The sequence below is a fragment of the Leucobacter insecticola genome (genome assembly GCF_011382965.1).
Taxonomy (GTDB): Bacteria; Actinomycetota; Actinomycetes; order Actinomycetales; family Microbacteriaceae; genus Leucobacter; species Leucobacter insecticola.
The window spans coordinates 1,182,777-1,200,311 of sequence record NZ_CP049934.1; the positions used below are offsets into that span (position 1 = coordinate 1,182,777).

Here is a 17,535-nt window from a genome sequence, read left to right on the forward strand (position 1 = left end):
AAAAGAATGAGTGAAACTCGCGCACGCACCCACGCCGTCACCGACGAGGCGATCGCTCGGCTGCGCAACCGAATTCTGCAGCAGACCTCGCAAGTGATTGCGGTGAGGGGAGTGGACGGCTGTTCGCTGACCGCCGTCGCCAGTGCGGCCGGGTGCAGCATCGGAATGATCCAGCACCACTTCCAAACTCGGGATGCGCTCGTGCTCGCGAGCATTGCCTACCGGAGTGAACAGGCCACGGATGAGTGGCAGCGCGTCTCGGAGGTGGTGACCGACCCGATTCATCGGATCGGAGAGCTGCTAAACTTCGCGGTTGAGGGCGAAGAGTCCTTCGCCGATGCCTGGGGGTTCTGGGTGCAGGCCTACGCGGTGGCTCCGCGCAACGTCGAGGTGCAAAATACCATTGCGGTTGCGCTCCAGCTGTGGCGTTCGCTGTTCGTGACCGCGCTGGAGGGCGCGCGGGACACTGGGCGAATCTCCTCTGATCTCGACCCGGATCAACTCGCCAGCTATATTGTGGCGGCGGCGGATGGGCTCGCGGTGCAGGCACTTGGCGGCTTCTACGGTGGTGGTGCCTCGACCATGCGCACCACGCTGTACGGGCTCGTGGCGCACCTGTTGCGCATTGATGAGCGGGCGCTCTGGGACGGCATCGAGTCGGTGCCTTCCGATGAATCGAGCAGTCAATGACCGCCGATGAAACTAGCGGGGATCCTCTCGGCACTCTCCGCAGGGAAAGCGCGGAGATCACCGCCGCGCTGATCCAGATCGACAGCACCAACACGGGGGATCCCGCAACGATCAGCGACGGTGAAAGTCGCTGCGCAGAACTGATTCGCGAACTGCTCTCCGAAGCTGGTTACGAAGGTCAGTGGTGCGAGCGCACCCCGGGGCGCGGCAACCTCGTGGTGAGGATCGCGGGCACGGATCCCGCAGCTCCGGCGCTCCTGATCCACGCGCACACCGATGTGGTGCCGGCCGATCCTGCGCTCTGGCGCGCGGACCCGTTCGGCGGAGAAATCATTGACGGCGAACTCTGGGGCCGCGGGGCCGTCGACATGAAAAACATGATCGGCATGCTGCTCGCAGCCATCCGCTCCCTTGGCATCGAGGGCTGGCAGCCCAGGCGCGACATCGTGCTCGCGTTCGTCGCCGACGAAGAGGTCGAGGGCGCTGACGGCATGGCCTATCTCGTCGCCGAACACCCCGAGTTGTTTCGCGGCGTCACCGAGGCGATTGGTGAGGTCGGGGGATTCTCCTTTGAAGCGCCCACCGGACGAAACTACGCAATCGGAATCGGGGAGAAAGGAGTCGCCTGGGCTACACTTCGGGCCCGCGGCGTCGAGGGACACGGATCGCTGATCCCGAACTCGAAGAGCGCGCTCGCCAGGCTCACAGCAGCCCTCGCGCGAATCACCGCGCACAGTTGGCCGCTCGCGAATGATCCCGCGACGGACACCGTGCTGACGCACCTCGGGGATGCACTCGGCAGCTCGGTCTCGGCGCAGAGCATCGAACAAGATCTGGTGCCACTCGGGCCGGTCGCCCCCATGTTCAGCAGCGCATTTCGCACGAGCTCCGCGCTCACTCAGGTGCATGCGGGATCGAAGACGAACACCGTACCGGGCATCGCGATGGCCACGGTGGACTGCCGGATCGCGCCGGGGTACGAGACCGAGTTTCATCGGGTGTTTGCGGAGCTCGTCGGGCCCGACGTTGAGGTGAGCTGGGAGAGCGCTCCCAGCGTTACCGCCGAGTACGACACAGAGCTGGTTGCGGCCGTGTGCCGGGCGATCACCGCGGTTGATCCCGGGGCCCGGGCGATTCCTTTTGTGACCGGCGGAGCGACCGATGCTAAGGCACTTTCGCGACGCGGGATCCGGTGCTACGGCTTTGTGCCGCTGTGCCTGCCCGCGGGGTTCAACTTCCCCGGTATGTTTCACGGCATCGATGAGCGCGTGCCCGTCGCCTCGCTCGAGACGGGTGCGGTGATCCTCCGAGAACTCCTGCTCTCCCAGTGAGAGCCACAACCCCCGACAAGCATGTACCAGCGCCTTTGCGCACACCAATTTGTAGACCAACACGAGGAGACCTGCAGGATGCGACAGAACCTTTTTGCTGACAACTACGCTGATCGCGCGGCGGGGTTCCGACCCTCTCCGGTGCGTTCGGTATGGGACGTGTCGACAGCGCCCGGCATGATCTCGCTGGCGGGCGGTAACCCCGACCTTCGCGGGCTCCCGCTCGGCCAACTGGGGGCGGCGGCTGGCCGCCTCGTCGCTGAGCAGGGACTTGACTCCCTGCAATACGGGGCGGGGGCGGGGCTGCAGGAGCTCCGCGTCGCGGTGACCGAACTCATGGCCGAGGCCGGGATCGACGCGGATGCCGAGGACGTGCTCATCACCCCCGGCTCGCAGATGGGGCTTGAACTGGTCACCGCGATGTTCTGCAATCCGGGGGATATCATCCTCGCAGAGGCGCCAACGTACGTCGGTGCGATCAGCACCTTCGTGGGGCTGGAAGCTGAAGTGATGCACGTCGACTGCGATGATGACGGACTCATTCCCGAGGTGCTTGAAGCCAGGATCGAGCGGCTGCGAGGCGAGGGGCGCGCCATAAAGTTCCTGTACACGATCCCGAACTTCAACAACCCCTCGGGCGTCCGGCTGACGGCTGAGCGACGCGAACGCATTGCCCGCATCTGCTCGGATGCGGGCATCATCATCGTCGAAGACGATCCCTACGGGCTCATCTCATTCGATGAACAGGCAGTGCCGGCGATCCGATCCTTCGATGAGAACGTGATCTACCTCGGATCAATGAGCAAAATCTTCTCGCCCGGTATCCGGGTGGGGTGGGTGGTTGCGCCCGCCGAGGTGCGCGCCCGCCTGCAGCTGCTTTCGGAAGCGATGGTGATCCACCCCTCGGTGCTGAGTCAGTATCTTGCCCTTGAATACCTCACAAAGTTTGACTGGCGGGCGACCCTCGGGCGTTCAATCGAGCGCTACCGTGAGCGTGCCGACGCGCTCTTGAACGCGCTCGAGACGATCGACGGCGTGCTCCCGAAGGGGAGCAGCTGGACGACACCCCGCGGCGGGTTCTTCGTTTGGGCGACACTGCCGGAGGGTTACTCGGCCGATGACCTCTTCGCGCTCGCTGTGGAGGAGAAAGTCGTCTTTATTTCGGGAAGCGCGTTCTTCGCTGATGGCTCGGGCGAGCGCAATCTGCGGTTCTCGTTCTCGCTCGAATCACCAGAGAATATTCGGGAGGGAATGGAGCGCCTTGCTCGGGCCAGCCGGAGGCTCACTTCGCGTGGGTAGTCATCTGCTGCAGAATGTGATCCACGCCCCACTCGTAGCGCTCAAGCCAGACATGGGCGTGTACCCAGGTCTCCAGAAGGTGCACACTCGGGTGCGCACGAATCTTGCGGGCGATCTCAGTGAAGTCAGCGAGGGATCGAGCGGCAATCGTCGCGATAAGACTGTAGCGGCCCAGTGTGCGCGCCGCGAACTCGATTCTCGGCAGCTCGAGCAACAGTTTCTCCACCGATGCGAGCGCGTCTTCCTCCCCGGTGAGCATGATGCCGAATCCGGAGAGGATCGACGTGGTGGCCGTTCGCTGGATCCGCACGGCGCCAATGCGCATCACCCGTGATTCAAGCAGGCGCAGTGTGCGAGTACGGCAGGCGGATGCAGATCGTCCTGTACGCTGTGCGAGCTCACCGAAGGTGAGGCGACCGTTGTTTTGCAGCTCGGCGATGAGCGCGATATCGAAGTCATCGAACTCCAGAGAGATCGGCTCAGGATCTTCACCGAGACGAAGGCGGCGCAGCACCCGGTCGTAGATGGCGAGCTGCGCCTCGACGACACCTTCGATCGCCTGGATCTCGCGCACCGAGCGTCCCACATCCTCGAGATCTCTCGCCCACACCTCGACTACGGCCTGGGTTTGCCCGCTCAGCTCCGACAGGAAGACCACATTCGGGAACTCGCGGAGCCGCTCAAACACCGGCGTGCTGGGCCCGCTAATTCGCAGCTGCAGATTCACCTGCACGGAAAGGCCGACGGTGCTGGGGTGTACGGCGGCGAGGATCCGGATCTCGTCGGATGCGAGCAGCTCGTTGACCCGCTGTGCGACAACCGTTCGGTGCACGCCGAGTTTGTTTGCGAGTGTAGAGAACTGTGCCCGACCGTCGAGCTGAAGTGCTCGGATGAGGTCTTCGTCAATATTTTCCACCCTTCAATCCTGTCAGAACTGCGGACTGTTGCGTGTCAAAAAGACATGAATTGTTCACCAATTTCGGTAATTTATGTAATTCTGGCGGTGGTGAGCGACATATCTGCAAGATACAGATCCTTAGTCAGATGTTTGGTCGCCAAATGGCTGAGAACTTGCGTAGTCTCTTATCGATCCGCAACAAAGGAGTTCTTTCGTGCGCAAGCTCGCTTTCACCCAGGCCCCGCAGATATCGGCGCCGAAGATCGTCACCGCTGCTCGTATTCACGCGCTCGATGCGACAGGATCCACCCCCGAGGCGTTTCTGGTGATCGATGACCGGATCCGCCACGTCGGATCACTCAGCGACTGCCGCGCTGCCGCGCAGGCCGCGAGTGCTCTTGAGGTAGAGCTTGTTGATCTCGGCGACGCCACCGTTGTGCCCGGTTTCATTGATGCCCACGCACACCCGCTGATGCTCGGCCAGATGATGAGCTGGGTTGATTGCGGACCCGATAAGGCCGGATCGATCACCGAGATTGTGGCTCTGCTCCGCGAAGCCGCAAAGACCATACCCGCCGGGCGTCCGATTCGCGGATACGGCTATGAACAGCGCAACCTCGACGAGCGCCGCCACCCCACTCGTTTCGAGCTCGACGAGGTCGCAACCGACCGCGAGGTCTACCTGATGAACGCCTCGGGGCACGGTGGGGTAGTGAACAGCTACACCTTCGAACTGCATGGCGTCACCCGCGACACTCCGAATCCGAAGGGTGGTGAGTTCTTCCGCGACGCTGACGGGGAACTCACCGGCGAGCTGTCCGACGCGGCATGTAACGTGCTCACCGGGCTTGAAGGCGTGAAGATCGGCCACCACGGCCCCAACTTCCACCTCGCCGACGAGCCCGCGGAACACAAGCGCCAGCTCGCAGCGGCTCAGCGAAACTTCCTCGAGGGCGGTGTCACCACGATCGGCGACGCGCAGGTGAGTCGTCGCGAGTTCGACATGTATCTTCGGCTCGCTGAATCGGGAGATCTCAAGGTGCGCGTCAGCATGTACCTGCTCTCGCACCTGCTCGACGAGGCGATCGAGATGGGGCTTCATGGCCAGTTCGGCAACGAGCACCTGAGTTTTGCGGGGATCAAGTTCTACTCTGACGGCACGCTCGGCGGCTGGACCGCCTACTTCCCAGACGGCTACGTGGGAGACCCCTGCCGCACCGGCCAGCTCTACCACGAGCCCGGCGACTACACCGAGTTGATCAAGAAGGCTCACCGGGTGGGGCTGCAGACCGCAACCCACTCGCAGTCGCCCACGGCGATTGAGATGGTCATTGCCGCGATCGAGGCTGCGCAGGCTGAGCGGCCAGATGCGGATGCCCGTCACCGCATCGAGCACTGCGGGCTCCCCACGCCCGATCAGATCACGCGTATGGCCGCCGCCGGGATCATGCCCGTCAACCAGCCGCAGCACCACTACAACTGGGGTGAGGGCGTCGAACAGGCGATCGGCACTCCGGGCGAGCGCTTCAACCCGCTGGGTGAGTTCGAACGCGCGGGTGTTCCCGTTACCATCTCTTCAGATGCTCCGGTTGCTGATCCCCGCCCGATGGAAGCCGTACAGGCAGCCGTCTCGCGGATCACGCGTCGCGGCACCCAGCTTGGCTCAGATGACCTCGCGGTCTCACTCGACACAGCGCTGCGTGCCCACACGATTTTTGCGGCGCGCGCCCTCGGCCGTGAGGACGAGCTGGGCAGTATCGAAGCAGGCAAGCGCGCCGATTTCGCCGTGCTTGACCAAGATCCGTACGTGGTGTTTGTTTCGGATCTTGCGACCGTTGGGGTCGCTGAGACCTGGGTCGGCGGCGAGCGGGTTTACGCGCGCTAGCTCACTCTCCAATTTTCAACCGTTCGTCCCCTGTTCACCTTCAGCAAAGGAGCTCATATGTCTACCGCCACAACGGCACCGCCCAACACCCACAAACGCGCCCTCAAAGGGGCATGGCAGCCCTCGTCGGCACCTCAATCGAGTGGTACGACTTTTACGTCTACGCGACTGCTGCGGCGATCATTTTTCCGCACGTCTTCTTTCCCGAGGATCTCGATCCGGCGCTCGCGACCCTCGCGTCGTTTGGCACCTACGCCGTAGCCTTCTTCATGCGGCCCCTCGGCGGCATCATCTTCGGCCACATCGGCGACAAGCTCGGCCGCAAACCTGCGCTCACCTTCACACTCGTGCTCATGGGCGTCGCCACGACACTCGTGGGTGTCCTCCCCGGTTATGCGACGATCGGTATATGGGGTCCGATTCTGCTGATCCTGTGCCGCATGGCGCAGGGGCTCGCGGTCGGTGGCGAATGGGGCGGCGCAAGCCTCATGTCGGTTGAGAGCGCACCGCCGAAGTGGAAGACGTTCTACGGTGGTTTCACTCAGGTTGGGAACCCGATCGGTGCGCTGATGGCATCCGGTGCGTTCTGGATCCTATCTGCAATGGGCGATGAAATTCTGATGAGTTGGGGCTGGCGCCTGCCCTTCCTCTTCAGTATTGTGTTGATCGGCTTTGGCTTCTGGGTGCGCTACCGCGTTGAAGAGACCCCGGTGTTTGAAGAAAAGGTCGAGGGCAAGAAGCAGTCGACTCCTATCCTGTTCGCTCTCAAGAACAACTGGCTCCCGATTCTGCTCGGCTTCTGCATTATCGCAATGTCCTCCGGTGGCTACGTCATCGCGACGACCTTTGTGCAGAACTACGCGGACACCCCCGAGATTGGCCTCGACAAGTCGATTATCCTCGGCGCGATGACCGTCGCGGCGTTTATCGAGCTTCTCGTCACGCTTCCGCTTGCCGCGCTCGGTGACAAGATCGGGCCTAAGAAGGTCATGTATCTCGGCATCTTCCCATCGTTCCTCGTGATCATCCCGCTGGTGCTCTCGATTCAGGCGAAGAATGTCGCGCTGATCTGGCTGTTTGTGATCCTGATTCGCGTCACACTCAGCGGAGCTTGGGCGCCACTGTCCACTCTGATGGCTCAGATGTTCCGCCCGCAGGCTCGCTACACCTCAATGTCGCTTTCCTACGGTCTGGGAGCTGCGGTGTGGGGTGGCCTCTCGCCCGCCATTGCCTCGTTGCTGCTGATCGCCACGGGCGGTAACTTCTGGTCGGTCGTCGGCTTCTTCGGTCTGCTCACGATCGCCGCCTTCATTGGCGTTCGTTTTGCGCCGCAGCACTCGGATATGGCTCCGGTGACCGGCTCGTTCGAAGCCCGCACGGATACGACCGCGGTGGGTGTCGCTGACGTGGAAGAGACAGACAAGTGACCGGCTCGGGGTCCGGCTCCCTGGCGCATGCGCGATTGGGGGCCGGATCCCGAACCACCACGAACTTGAGGAGCAACATGGAAACCGAAACCAAGCGCACCACCGGATGGGTGATGATGGAGGCCCTTCGTGGCTACGGCATCGACGTGGTTTTTGGTATCCCCGGTACCCACAACCTCGAGTTCTACCGACCTCTTGGATCCCTAGGGATCCGCCCGGTCACGACGCGCCACGAACAGGGTGCGGGCTATGGCGCCGATGGCTGGTCGCTGCAGACCGGACTGCCCGGCATCGTCGTGACGACGAGCGGGCCGGGGCTGCTGAACGCGCTCTCGGCTGCCGGCACCGCGTACTGCGAGTCGCGGCCCATGCTCCTGCTTTCACCCGGGCCCGCGCTCGGAGCGGAGTTCGCCGATGTTGGCACGCTGCACGAGACGAAGGACCAGCTCGGAGCTGCGTCAGCCATCGTCGAGTGGGGGCGCCGCGTGCGCTCCGCCGAAGAGGCCGTCGCCGCGATCCACGATGCCTTTGAGATGTTCGCTACGACTCGGCCTCGTCCCGTATACATCGAGGTGCCCCTCGACGTGCTTGAAGAGGTGACGGATTTGCCCGCCTCGGCAACCGCGCCCCGCAGGTTCGCCGCGCCTGAGTTACCCGAGGCGGCCACGATCGCTGAGGCCGCGGCGCTGCTCGCGAACGCTCAGCGCCCCGCGATTCTGGCTGGTGGCGGATCCCGAGGAGCCGCTGCCGAGCTGCGCGTGCTCGCCGAGCGTCTCGATGCCCCTGTCGTCACCACGCTCAACGCGAAGGGTGTGCTCGCTGAATTGCACCCGCTCGCCGTAGGGTCCGCGCTGCGCCTCTCCGCAGGGCGCAGTGTTGCACAGGACGCCGATGTGCTGCTGATTGTCGGCTCGAAGCTTGGCGAGGCCGAGCTCTGGGTGCCGCGGCTTTCCGCGACCGGCACCGTGATCCGCGTTGACCTGCTCGACTCACAGATTTCCAAGAACCTGCGGGTCGATCTAGGGCTTGTAGGCGATGCTGCCGCGGTGTTGGGCGCGCTGAGGGATGAGCTGAGTCGGGAGGCACAGGATCGCTCCGAGCGGGACAGCGTGACCGAGGCGACAGCCGCCCGAGTGCGCGAGATTCGCGCGGCCGTCCGGGCCGAGTCCCTCGAGCTTTCGGCCGTGAACACCCTGCTCGCGGAGACGATTGCGAGCGCGTTGCCCACCGACGCAATCGTGGCGACCGACTCCTCGCAGATCGCCTACTGGGGCTTGCTCAACACGCTTCGGGTGGCCGAGCCGAACTCGACGCCGTATATGGCGACTTACGCGACGCTCGGCTACGGGCTTCCAGCTGCGCTTGGTTCCAGGATCGCGGCCCCCAATCGCCCCGCCTTCGTGGTGACCGGCGACGGCGCGCTGATGTTCTCGATGAACGAGTTCATCACCGTGGTGGAGCAGCGCGAAGATGTCACCGTGATCGTTGTCGACAACGGCGGTTACGCGGAGATTAAACAGAATGAGATTGACGCGGGGATCGCGCCCGTGGGGGTCGACCTGGTGCAGCCAGACTGGGTGGCCGTTGCCGCGGGATTCGGCGGCACCGGGCAGCGGGTCGCGAATGCGGCGGAGCTTGGCGCTGCGGTCTCTGCTGCTGTGGCAGCCGGAGGCCTGCAGCTGATCCACATCGACCAGTCCACCTTCGTAACCGCTCAGGAGACTTGATCCATGAACGCTACAGCGCGGCCGCTTGCGGTCTACACCGACGTCGATGACACCGACCCGAGCGCGGGGATCCAGCTGCTTGAGGCGAACGGCTATGAAGTGCGGGTGCTTGGCACGCGCGACCCCGAGGAGATCATTGCGGGCGCGCAGGGCGCGAGCGTGCTGCTTCCCGGCTATGCATCGGTGTCTCGCGAAATGATTGAGGCCCTTCCCGAGCTCAAACTCATCGCCCTCATGTCCATGGGCTTCGACTACGTCGACATTGACGCGGCGACCGAGCACGGCATCTGGGTGACCAACGTGCCGGGGGCGGCGACCGAGGAGGTCGCGACCCACGCGCTCGCCCTGTTGCTTGCGAGCGTGCGCCAGCTGAGCTTCTACATCGACGCCGCGAAGCCCGATACCTGGAACGATCGGGCCGCCACGGCACCACCGCGCTTGAGTGAAAGAACTCTTGGAATCATCGGCCTCGGTAAGATCGGGCGCGAGCTCGGGAGGCTCGCCGCTCCTCTTTTCGGCGAGGTCATAGGCTATGATCCCATGCTGCCCGACACCCCAGAGGTGCAGGCGCGACTTGAGGGGCTCGGGGTTCGCCGTGCCGGATTCGAAGAGGTGCGGGCCACCTCCGACGTTCTCTCACTTCACCTTCCGCTCACCCCGCAGACCGAACGAATGGTTGACGCCGAGTTCCTGACCGTGATGCCGCGCGGATCAGTGCTCGTGAACGTGTCTCGCGGGGCGCTGGTTGATCATGCGGCGCTTGCCGCCGCGCTCGATGCTGGGCACCTTGGCGGGCGGCGCTCGATGTGCTTGAGCAGGAGCCGCCGGCCGCGGATCATCCCATGTTGAACCGCGACGACGTCGTACTCACCCCTCACATCGCCTATTTTTCCGCGCGCACCGAGATTGAGTACGTGCGGATCCAGGCACAGAATGCCGTTGCGCTACTGACTGCTGGAGCGCCGGAGGATCCCGTGAACTACCCTGGCAGTGATGTCGCAGCTTAGAGGTCGCGCCACTGGGTGCGCGTCCCGCCGTTTGAGCGAGGCTTGCCGAGCTGGAATCAAGGGTTTCGACTCGCTTTGCTCGCTCAACCGTTGATTTCTCCTAGCCAGACTTCTATGAACACAGAACTAATTTAGATCCGCGAAAGGACACAGCAACATGTCAGCACACACTCCTCAGGGGCCCGTCGACGCGAGCCTCACACCTCGCTACGCGGGCATCGCGACGTTTGCGAAGCTGCCGCGGATCGAGGACGTCCCGTCCGCCGACATCGCAGTGGTCGGTGTGCCCTTCGACAGTGGCGTCAGCTTCCGTCCGGGCGCTCGCTTCGGCCCGAGCCACGTGCGCGAGGCCTCGCGGCTGCTCCGCCCTTATAACCCTGCGCAGGATGTGTCGCCCTTCGCGCTCAAGCAGGTCGTTGATGCCGGCGATATTTCGGCGAATCCCTTCAGTCTCGAAGAAGCCGTAAGTCAGGTCGAAGAAGCGGCCACAGAGCTGGGGGAGCGGGTCGACAAGATCGTCACGATCGGCGGCGACCACACCATCGCGCTTCCCCTCCTGCGTGCGATCAACAAGAAGCACGGGCCGGTTGCGGTGCTGCACTTCGACGCTCACCTCGACACCTGGGACACTTACTTCGGTGCACCTATGACGCACGGCACCCCCTTCCGCCGCGCATCGGAGGAGGGACTCATCGACCTCACCGCCAGCATGCACGGCGGGATCCGCGGTCCGCTCTACGGCAAGGGCGACCTCGAAGACGACATCAAGCTGGGTTTCCAGATCGTGACAACCGAGTTTGTGGAAGAGAATGGTGTACCTGCCGCACTCGACAAGATCCGCGAGCGTGTCGGCTACAAACCACTGTACATCTCCATCGACATTGACGTTCTTGACCCCGCACACGCTCCTGGCACCGGCACACCCGAGGCAGGCGGACTCACGAGCCGCGAGCTGTTGCGCATGATCCGCGGGCTTGCGGATCTGAACATCGTTGGAGCCGATGTCGTTGAGGTCGCACCCGCCTATGATCACGCGCAGATTACTGCCGTGGCGGCAAGTCATGTTGTCTACGAGCTTGTGAGTGCGATGGCTGGGCGACAGTAACTAGTGTGCGGGGCTGGTTGGAAACACCTCACCCGCACAGGGGCGCCAATCACGGCGTTGAGCCGCGGATCATTTGGGATCCGCGGCTTTGCCCTCTCCAAGCGCACGGACATCTTGACCGGTTCGCGCATTTGCTCACCTGCCTGGACGAATACACAATGACGCTACCGTGCGGGCCCCGCACTGATTTGTCTGCGAGATGCACCCTCTCCCTCGCAACTTGCTTCTGGTGACCCGGACTCTACTGAGTACGCGTTTTTTTTAGTACTGAAATTGATCGGTTTTCTACGTATCTTGTATGCGAATACACGGATACATGCGGTAGTCGGCTCTAGTTTATTAGTGTCGGCTCTACAATCAATTCTTGAACTATGTGTGTGCCAATGATGGTCTTCCGGTCGGCACCTGCTGGCTTGTCTCGCCGAATACGTGTCTTGGGAGTGCCCAAGGACGCTTAGCGGAGATATGGGAAAGCCCCATGCTCTGATGCACACGAATCACGAGGGGAAACTCAGCATGCAAAAATCAGTCCGCCGCATCGGGACGGCAATCTTCGCCGCCCTGGTGGCACTCACATCCTTTTTCACGGTAGCGCCTGCCGCGCTTGCTGAAGGCGAGACCTCCACCGTGCAGATGGAGTTTGGTGCCACGGGGCTGACCACCCAGAAGTCCGGTGCCCCCTTCACCGCGCTCTTCTCATTTTCGTGCGCGAGCCCCACGGCCGCGAGCTGTGACGACGCGGTGATCACGATTCCGTGGCCGGATGATCCTGACCCCGCGCTTGGCGGATCGGGCATTGCCTCGTGGACAGCGACGGTGAACAGTGATGTTCCGGGCCTCGTTGACGCCGCGGTGGAGAAAGACACTGCGGGTCGACAGTGGGTCATCAGGGTGAAGCAGCCGATCCTCTCAGATGGTTCCGCGGTCGGCATTCAGCTCACCTTCAACTCGCCGAATGTGACGACGCCCGATGGCTTCCAATTTCCAGTGCAGCCGACGGTGTCGGGTTCGAATTTTTCAGCGGTGACGGCGGCACCGGCGCTCTATACCGTGACCGCCACGCCCGCAGTGCGTATTACCAAGACTCTGCCTTCGACCCCTACGCCGGGTGGTGCTCTGCGGTGGCAGGTGTTTATGGCCGAGGCGAGTACAGGTACGGTTGGCTCCCTGGGTACTATTCCGGGCACCCGCAAGATCGTCGATGTGCTGCCGCCGGAAGTTGATTTTGTGAGCCTCGAGCCCGCCGGGGTGCCGCACACCTATGATGCGGCGACGCGCACGCTGACGATCGAGACCACCGAATCCACGAATGGCAGCAAGTACTACTACATCAACGCGCGCGTGAAAGATTCCGTAGCGGACAAAACACCGATCGCAAACACGGCCACGATCTCCTACCAGCTGGTTGGCACAGGCGCCGTCGAGAGTAAGCCCAGCACGGTAACTAAGAACGTGTCTTCGACCGTCTCCGTTGGGTCTCTGTTATCTAAGTCTGCGTTGGGAAATCTCCCCACTGGTCTCAGTGGCAGTACCTCGTTGCAGACTGGCTTTGTCACCGAAGCGGTGAGCAACAAGGAAGTGCGTTACACGCTGAGCATTAAGCAAGATGACAACCCGATCGACTGGTCGCTCACTGACGTTTTGCCCTGCCTCACCAGCACCGTTCCTGGCGGAATCCTCTCTTCTGGGAGCGCCAGTGCAACGTGCTCCGACCCGGCATTTCATGTTTCTCGCATCGCCGTCGGTTCTGATCCCGCCTTTCCGAGCGCTCCCGCAGGCACCGACACAGGCAAGACCCTCACGCTGCTGTACGTGGACGACACTTCTGAAATGAAGCCCCTGTTGATTGGTCAGGACGTGCTTCCAAAAGCAGGCGGGCAGATCTCCCGCATCACTATTGAGGGGTCGCACGAGGGGGGCAACTCGTGGGCCAATTACTACGTGTACGGCACGATTGATGCCTCGCTCGAGGGTCGCACTGAGGTACAGCAGTTGCGCAACACTGTTTGGGGTAAGGCCGCATACGCGGGGACGCCAATGCCTGTGTCCTACGGCAATGGTAGTTCTGTGACGGGCTACATCCTGCGCGGTTACACCGCCGCGGCGGTCACAGCGGCCCCGACCGTTTCGACCACACCGACGGGTGGGGCCGTCTCGATGGGTATTACCAGCGGTTTCGTGACCTCCGATCCTGCGCTGGAGGGAAAGGCCCGGACGGTGTGGGTGCTCCCAGAGGGGCCCTTCAATTGGTCACTGGGTACTACTCCGATTGCATCAGGAAATGACTGGCAGGGCACCGGACGCACCTTCGCTAAGTTAAATGGTGCCGCTACTTTTAGCAGCTTCCGGCTGGCCGGGAACTCGGGGGCCGAGGCTGGCGTCTACCCATATGACGTATATACGGGATATGAGGGCGGTACGACATTCCAGACTTGTGGTTCGACGCCCGACGGCGCCGTTGCCGCGGCAAATGACATCTTCGTCGATACGACCGGAATCATCGGTCCGGTGGGCGTGCCGACGACGATCTGCCACCAGACTGGCTACATCGTCGTAACGGGGCCGATCCCGTCTTCGACCACCACGAAGATGGTCCGCGGCGGAGAAGAGACCGCCTGGGTGGGCTCGCCCGGCACCAGCGCGGTTGCGGCCGACGGCACGGGCAGCGCTGATTTCAAGGTCACCTGGGCAAACACCGGTTCTGCCGCGCTGCAAGACGTCACCCTCTACGACATGCTGCCGAGAATCGGAGACACTTACACAGTCGGTAATCAGGCTTCACGTGGCTCGACGATGACCCCGTCGCTCACCGCGGTGACGGTGCCTTCCGGGTGGACCGTCGCCTACTCGACGGCGGCGAACCCCTGTCGCCCCGAGGTGATGGCCACGAACCCTGGCTGTGATCCGACATGGAGCACCACGGCACCCGCGCAACTGGGCACCGTGACCGGGCTGCGCTTCACGAAGGCGTCTTCGTCGCCGGTGGGTACGGTTGCCGAGTTCATCGTGTCGATGAACGCCGCCGATTTCACCTCTGCCGACAAGGTCGCGTGGAACACGGTGTCTACCCGGGCGTATGTTGCGGGTACCACCCCGACACCGATCGCTCCCACGGAAGCACCCAAGGTGGGCTTCGGTCTCGTCCAGACCCCCGACATTTCCGTGGTGAAGGAAGTCTGCACGACGACGACCGCTTGCGCGGAAGACGCTGCCGTCGGCGGGGGCGGCTGGGCAGACAGCGCGACCGTGGCCTATGACGGAACCGTGAACTGGCGCATCACCGTCACTAACACCGGCCAGACCGCGCTGACCGATGTTGCGATCAGCGATCCGCTGGTGAGCGATTGTGTTGCCACCATTGGCGACCTCGCCGTTGGCGCGCACGCGAGTAAAACTTGCGCTTCGACCGGATTGCGTGCTGCACTGACCAATCAGGCGACCGCGACCGGCGTGGGCCTTGGAGTGACGGTCACCGACTCGGATACCGCTTCGGTAACCGTCGGCGCGAAGCCGTTCTCGAATGTGGGAATCGTGAAGCAGGTGTGTGACGCAACCGAGAACACCTGTGATGTGAACGCAGCCGACGATGCGTCCGAGTGGGCCACTTCTGCCTCGTTGCCTTTCGAGGGCACCGCAAAATGGCGGGTGATTGTGCAGAACCTTGGCTACACGACACTGACGAACGTCGTCGTGCAAGACGCGGCGAACACTGCGTGCGCGGCCACGATCGACACGCTGGCGCCGTTGGCCTTCCAAAGGTTGGGTTGCGAGAACGCGGACCTTGCGGCCTCGATGACCAATACGGCGACCGTGACAGCGACCCCGCCCTACGGTGATCCCGCGCTGACCGGTAGCGCTACGGCCACTGCGACGGTTGCTGAGGCAACGCCCGCGGTGACGCTCGTGAAAGAAATCTGCGACGCCGATGACTGCGACCCAGACGCCCCGATCGGTTCCGACGGTTGGTCGGATACCTCGACCAAACCGTATTTCGACTCGGCAACCTGGCGTCTGACGGCGAAGAACACCGGCGAATCGGATCTTGCCTCGGTATCTATCTCTGACCCGCTTGTGAGCGGGTGCGCCCTCGACCCCACTCAGACGCTCGCGCGCGGTGCCAGCATCAGCGTGACCTGTGACTCAGACGAACTGACCGCTTCGTTTACAAACGAAGCGAGTGTTAGCGCGACCGATGTGAACGGCGCGACCGCGAGCGATACCGCCTCCGCGGATGTTGTGGTGGAGGAAAAGCCGACCTCCGGTGTCGAGCTGGTGATCGAATCGTGCAACCCGGCCGTCGGATCCTGCGATCCCGATGCGCCTGTTGGCGAGAGCGGCTGGAGTTCCAGCACAACCGTGCCGTTCGAGGGTGACGGAGTGTGGCGTGTCACTGTGAAGAACACGGGCGACACGGAGCTCAGCAAAGTGGTTGTTGAGAACCCCGCTTACCCAGACTGCGCGTTCACTCTGCCGACGCTTGCCGCGGGTGCTTCGGGCTCCCAGCTGTGCACCGTCGAAGCCGTTGACGGCACGGTAACGAGCACGGCGACGGTGACTGCGACACCGCCGTATGGCGACGCAGATCTGACCGATGAGAGCACGGCCGATATCGTTTCGGTTGATCCGCTGGTGCAGATTGGCGTCGAGAAAGAGGTCTGCTCCACGGGCAACGACTGCGACCCCAATGCTGAGCCGCTGACCGGTGGCTGGGTAAAGGCGGCGGCGTTGGAACCGGGAAGCGAACCCTTCTGGCGGATCATTGTGACCAACGAGGGGCAAGTTCCTCTCACCGATGTCATGGTCGATGATCCCGCGCTGGAAGACTGCGCTGCAACCTTCGCAGAAATGCTGCCCGGGGAGCGCCAAGTCATTACTTGCACCGGGGCTGCGGCCTTCGAAAGCGCCGGAGGTACTGTGACCGCGACCGGCACCAACCCCCGGGGTGGTGCCACCGCCACGGTGTCCGCCGACAGTGAGGCGACCGTGACCGTGCGTGACTTCGCCACCGCGGTGACGGTTGTGAAAGAGGCCTGTGTGGTGGCTCCAGGATCCGACTGCCTGCAGAATGGCACGGGATGGACCGCCCACGCGAACGGTGCCTTCGGAAGTGAGCTGTGGTGGCGGATTACCGTCACAAACAGCGGCGACACCGATATCACTGACGTTGTGGTGACGGATCCGAAGCTGCCCACGGCTGACTTCACCGTTGCGCGCCTGGCTCCGGGGGCCTCGCAGTCGACCGTTGTTTCGGCCGGGAGCTGGCAGATTCTGGATCCGAACGCGCCAGAGGCGAAGAATACCGCGAGTGTAACTGCGGTGAGCATCACGGGTGAGGATCTCACTGACTCCGCATTTGCGATCGGCACGGTCGATCCGCAGGGCGCAGACACCGATGGGACCGACGCTTCCGGTAGCGGAGCGGGTGCTGGTGCGGCTGGCGCAGGGCTTGCGCTCACGGGCGGTACCTTGCCGGTCATCGCCATCGGGGCTGGTGCCTTGCTCGTGCTAGCTGGTGGTGTGGTGTTCGCCTTGCGGCTGGTACGTCGCCGCCGCGACGCGGATCCTGCCGAGGGTTAGTAGAGTGGCTGTTTGCCCCGGGGTCCGTGAGGACTCCGGGGCAAAGTCATACCCACCCCAAATTTCCGGATCGGCCCATCTCGCTCACGAGAAGCCAGTATCTCGACGAGAAGCCACTCTGCAGACGCAGTTTTGATAGCTTCTCGTCGAGATACTGCTTTCTCGTCGGGATCATGCACGAACAAGGCCTCCTGCGCTACGTAACTTGCCCGCATTCTCTACGGGGATCACCCCTGCGCCTGCGTAGGTTGCCCTGCGCGATTGTGGTGCCAACAAAGGCGCAGCTATTGCATGCATATCCAAAGCTCCCGAGTTGACCGCTCGGGAGGATGGTTTGGTTTTTGCGCGCGAGATCGTTGAGTTCGTGCGGCCTATGAGGAGAAGGCGGTTATGGACGGGGATGAAGAGAAGTTCGTGAACACGGCGTGTGCCACTGCTGCAAGCGAGGGCCCATGCACCAGTTCCCTCTCAGTTGTGACTCAGCCGGGTTGGTGGTTGATGCCCCGTCCGCGCAGTACTCGGCGACGATTTGCAGCCGGCGCTGGGCGGGTTCACATTGAGCTCCCTTGACGCTGATGCAACTGCGGTG

General features: G+C 62.9%; 10 protein-coding genes and 1 pseudogene. 10 read left to right on the top strand and 1 reads right to left on the bottom strand.

The window, feature by feature from the left end; all coding sequences use genetic code 11:
* Positions 1–6 precede the first annotated feature (6 nt).
* The 3 genes from G7067_RS05390 to G7067_RS05400 all read left to right on the top strand — a co-directional run bounded on the left by G7067_RS05390 (position 7) and on the right by G7067_RS05400 (position 3,320).
* The gene (locus G7067_RS05390; RefSeq protein ID WP_166322558.1) at positions 7–690 is read left to right on the top strand and encodes a TetR/AcrR family transcriptional regulator; all 684 of its coding nucleotides are present in this window, start codon (positions 7–9) and stop codon (positions 688–690) included.
* Positions 687–2,021, top strand: coding sequence for a M20/M25/M40 family metallo-hydrolase (locus G7067_RS05395; protein WP_166322560.1), 1,335 nt, complete (start codon positions 687–689; stop codon positions 2,019–2,021). The genes G7067_RS05390 and G7067_RS05395 overlap by 4 nt, the downstream gene beginning before the upstream one ends.
* 78 nt (positions 2,022–2,099) lie before the next feature.
* Entirely contained in the window at positions 2,100–3,320 is a 1,221-nt protein-coding gene (locus G7067_RS05400; RefSeq protein WP_166322562.1) for an aminotransferase-like domain-containing protein, read from the top strand.
* Here G7067_RS05400 and G7067_RS05405 read toward each other — a convergent pair.
* Positions 3,304–4,236 carry an Lrp/AsnC family transcriptional regulator gene (locus G7067_RS05405; protein ID WP_166322564.1) on the bottom strand — a complete coding sequence of 311 codons (933 nt, stop codon included), beginning with the start codon at positions 4,234–4,236 and terminating at the stop codon, positions 3,304–3,306. The genes G7067_RS05400 and G7067_RS05405 overlap by 17 nt on opposite strands.
* Before the next feature lie 196 nt (positions 4,237–4,432).
* Here G7067_RS05405 and G7067_RS05410 point away from each other — a divergent pair, with 196 nt between their 5' ends.
* From G7067_RS05410 to G7067_RS05435, 7 genes and pseudogenes are all read left to right on the top strand, one after another.
* Positions 4,433–6,103 (top strand): amidohydrolase, encoded by a 1,671-nt coding sequence (locus G7067_RS05410; RefSeq protein WP_166322566.1) that lies wholly within the window; start codon positions 4,433–4,435, stop codon positions 6,101–6,103.
* Positions 6,104–6,216: 113 nt separating this feature from the next.
* A complete protein-coding gene (locus tag G7067_RS05415) occupies positions 6,217–7,530 on the top strand; it encodes an MFS transporter (RefSeq protein WP_166322568.1) in 1,314 nt (437 codons plus the stop codon).
* A 77-nt stretch (positions 7,531–7,607) separates the two neighbouring features.
* Positions 7,608–9,257 (top strand): thiamine pyrophosphate-binding protein, encoded by a 1,650-nt coding sequence (locus G7067_RS05420; protein ID WP_166322570.1) that lies wholly within the window; start codon positions 7,608–7,610, stop codon positions 9,255–9,257.
* A gap of 3 nt (positions 9,258–9,260) precedes the next feature.
* Positions 9,261–10,081: pseudogene (locus tag G7067_RS05425) on the top strand (NAD(P)-dependent oxidoreductase); the annotation flags it as partial.
* An 18-nt stretch (positions 10,082–10,099) separates the two neighbouring features.
* On the top strand, positions 10,100–10,264 hold the full coding sequence (locus G7067_RS14170; RefSeq protein WP_244301374.1) for a hypothetical protein: 165 nt from the start codon (positions 10,100–10,102) through the stop codon (positions 10,262–10,264).
* 157 nt (positions 10,265–10,421) lie between these two features.
* Positions 10,422–11,369 carry an agmatinase gene (gene speB, locus G7067_RS05430; protein ID WP_166322572.1) on the top strand — a complete coding sequence of 316 codons (948 nt, stop codon included), beginning with the start codon at positions 10,422–10,424 and terminating at the stop codon, positions 11,367–11,369.
* Positions 11,370–11,885: 516 nt separating this feature from the next.
* Positions 11,886–16,946 (top strand): DUF7617 domain-containing protein, encoded by a 5,061-nt coding sequence (locus G7067_RS05435; RefSeq protein ID WP_166322574.1) that lies wholly within the window; start codon positions 11,886–11,888, stop codon positions 16,944–16,946.
* Positions 16,947–17,535 lie beyond the last annotated feature (589 nt).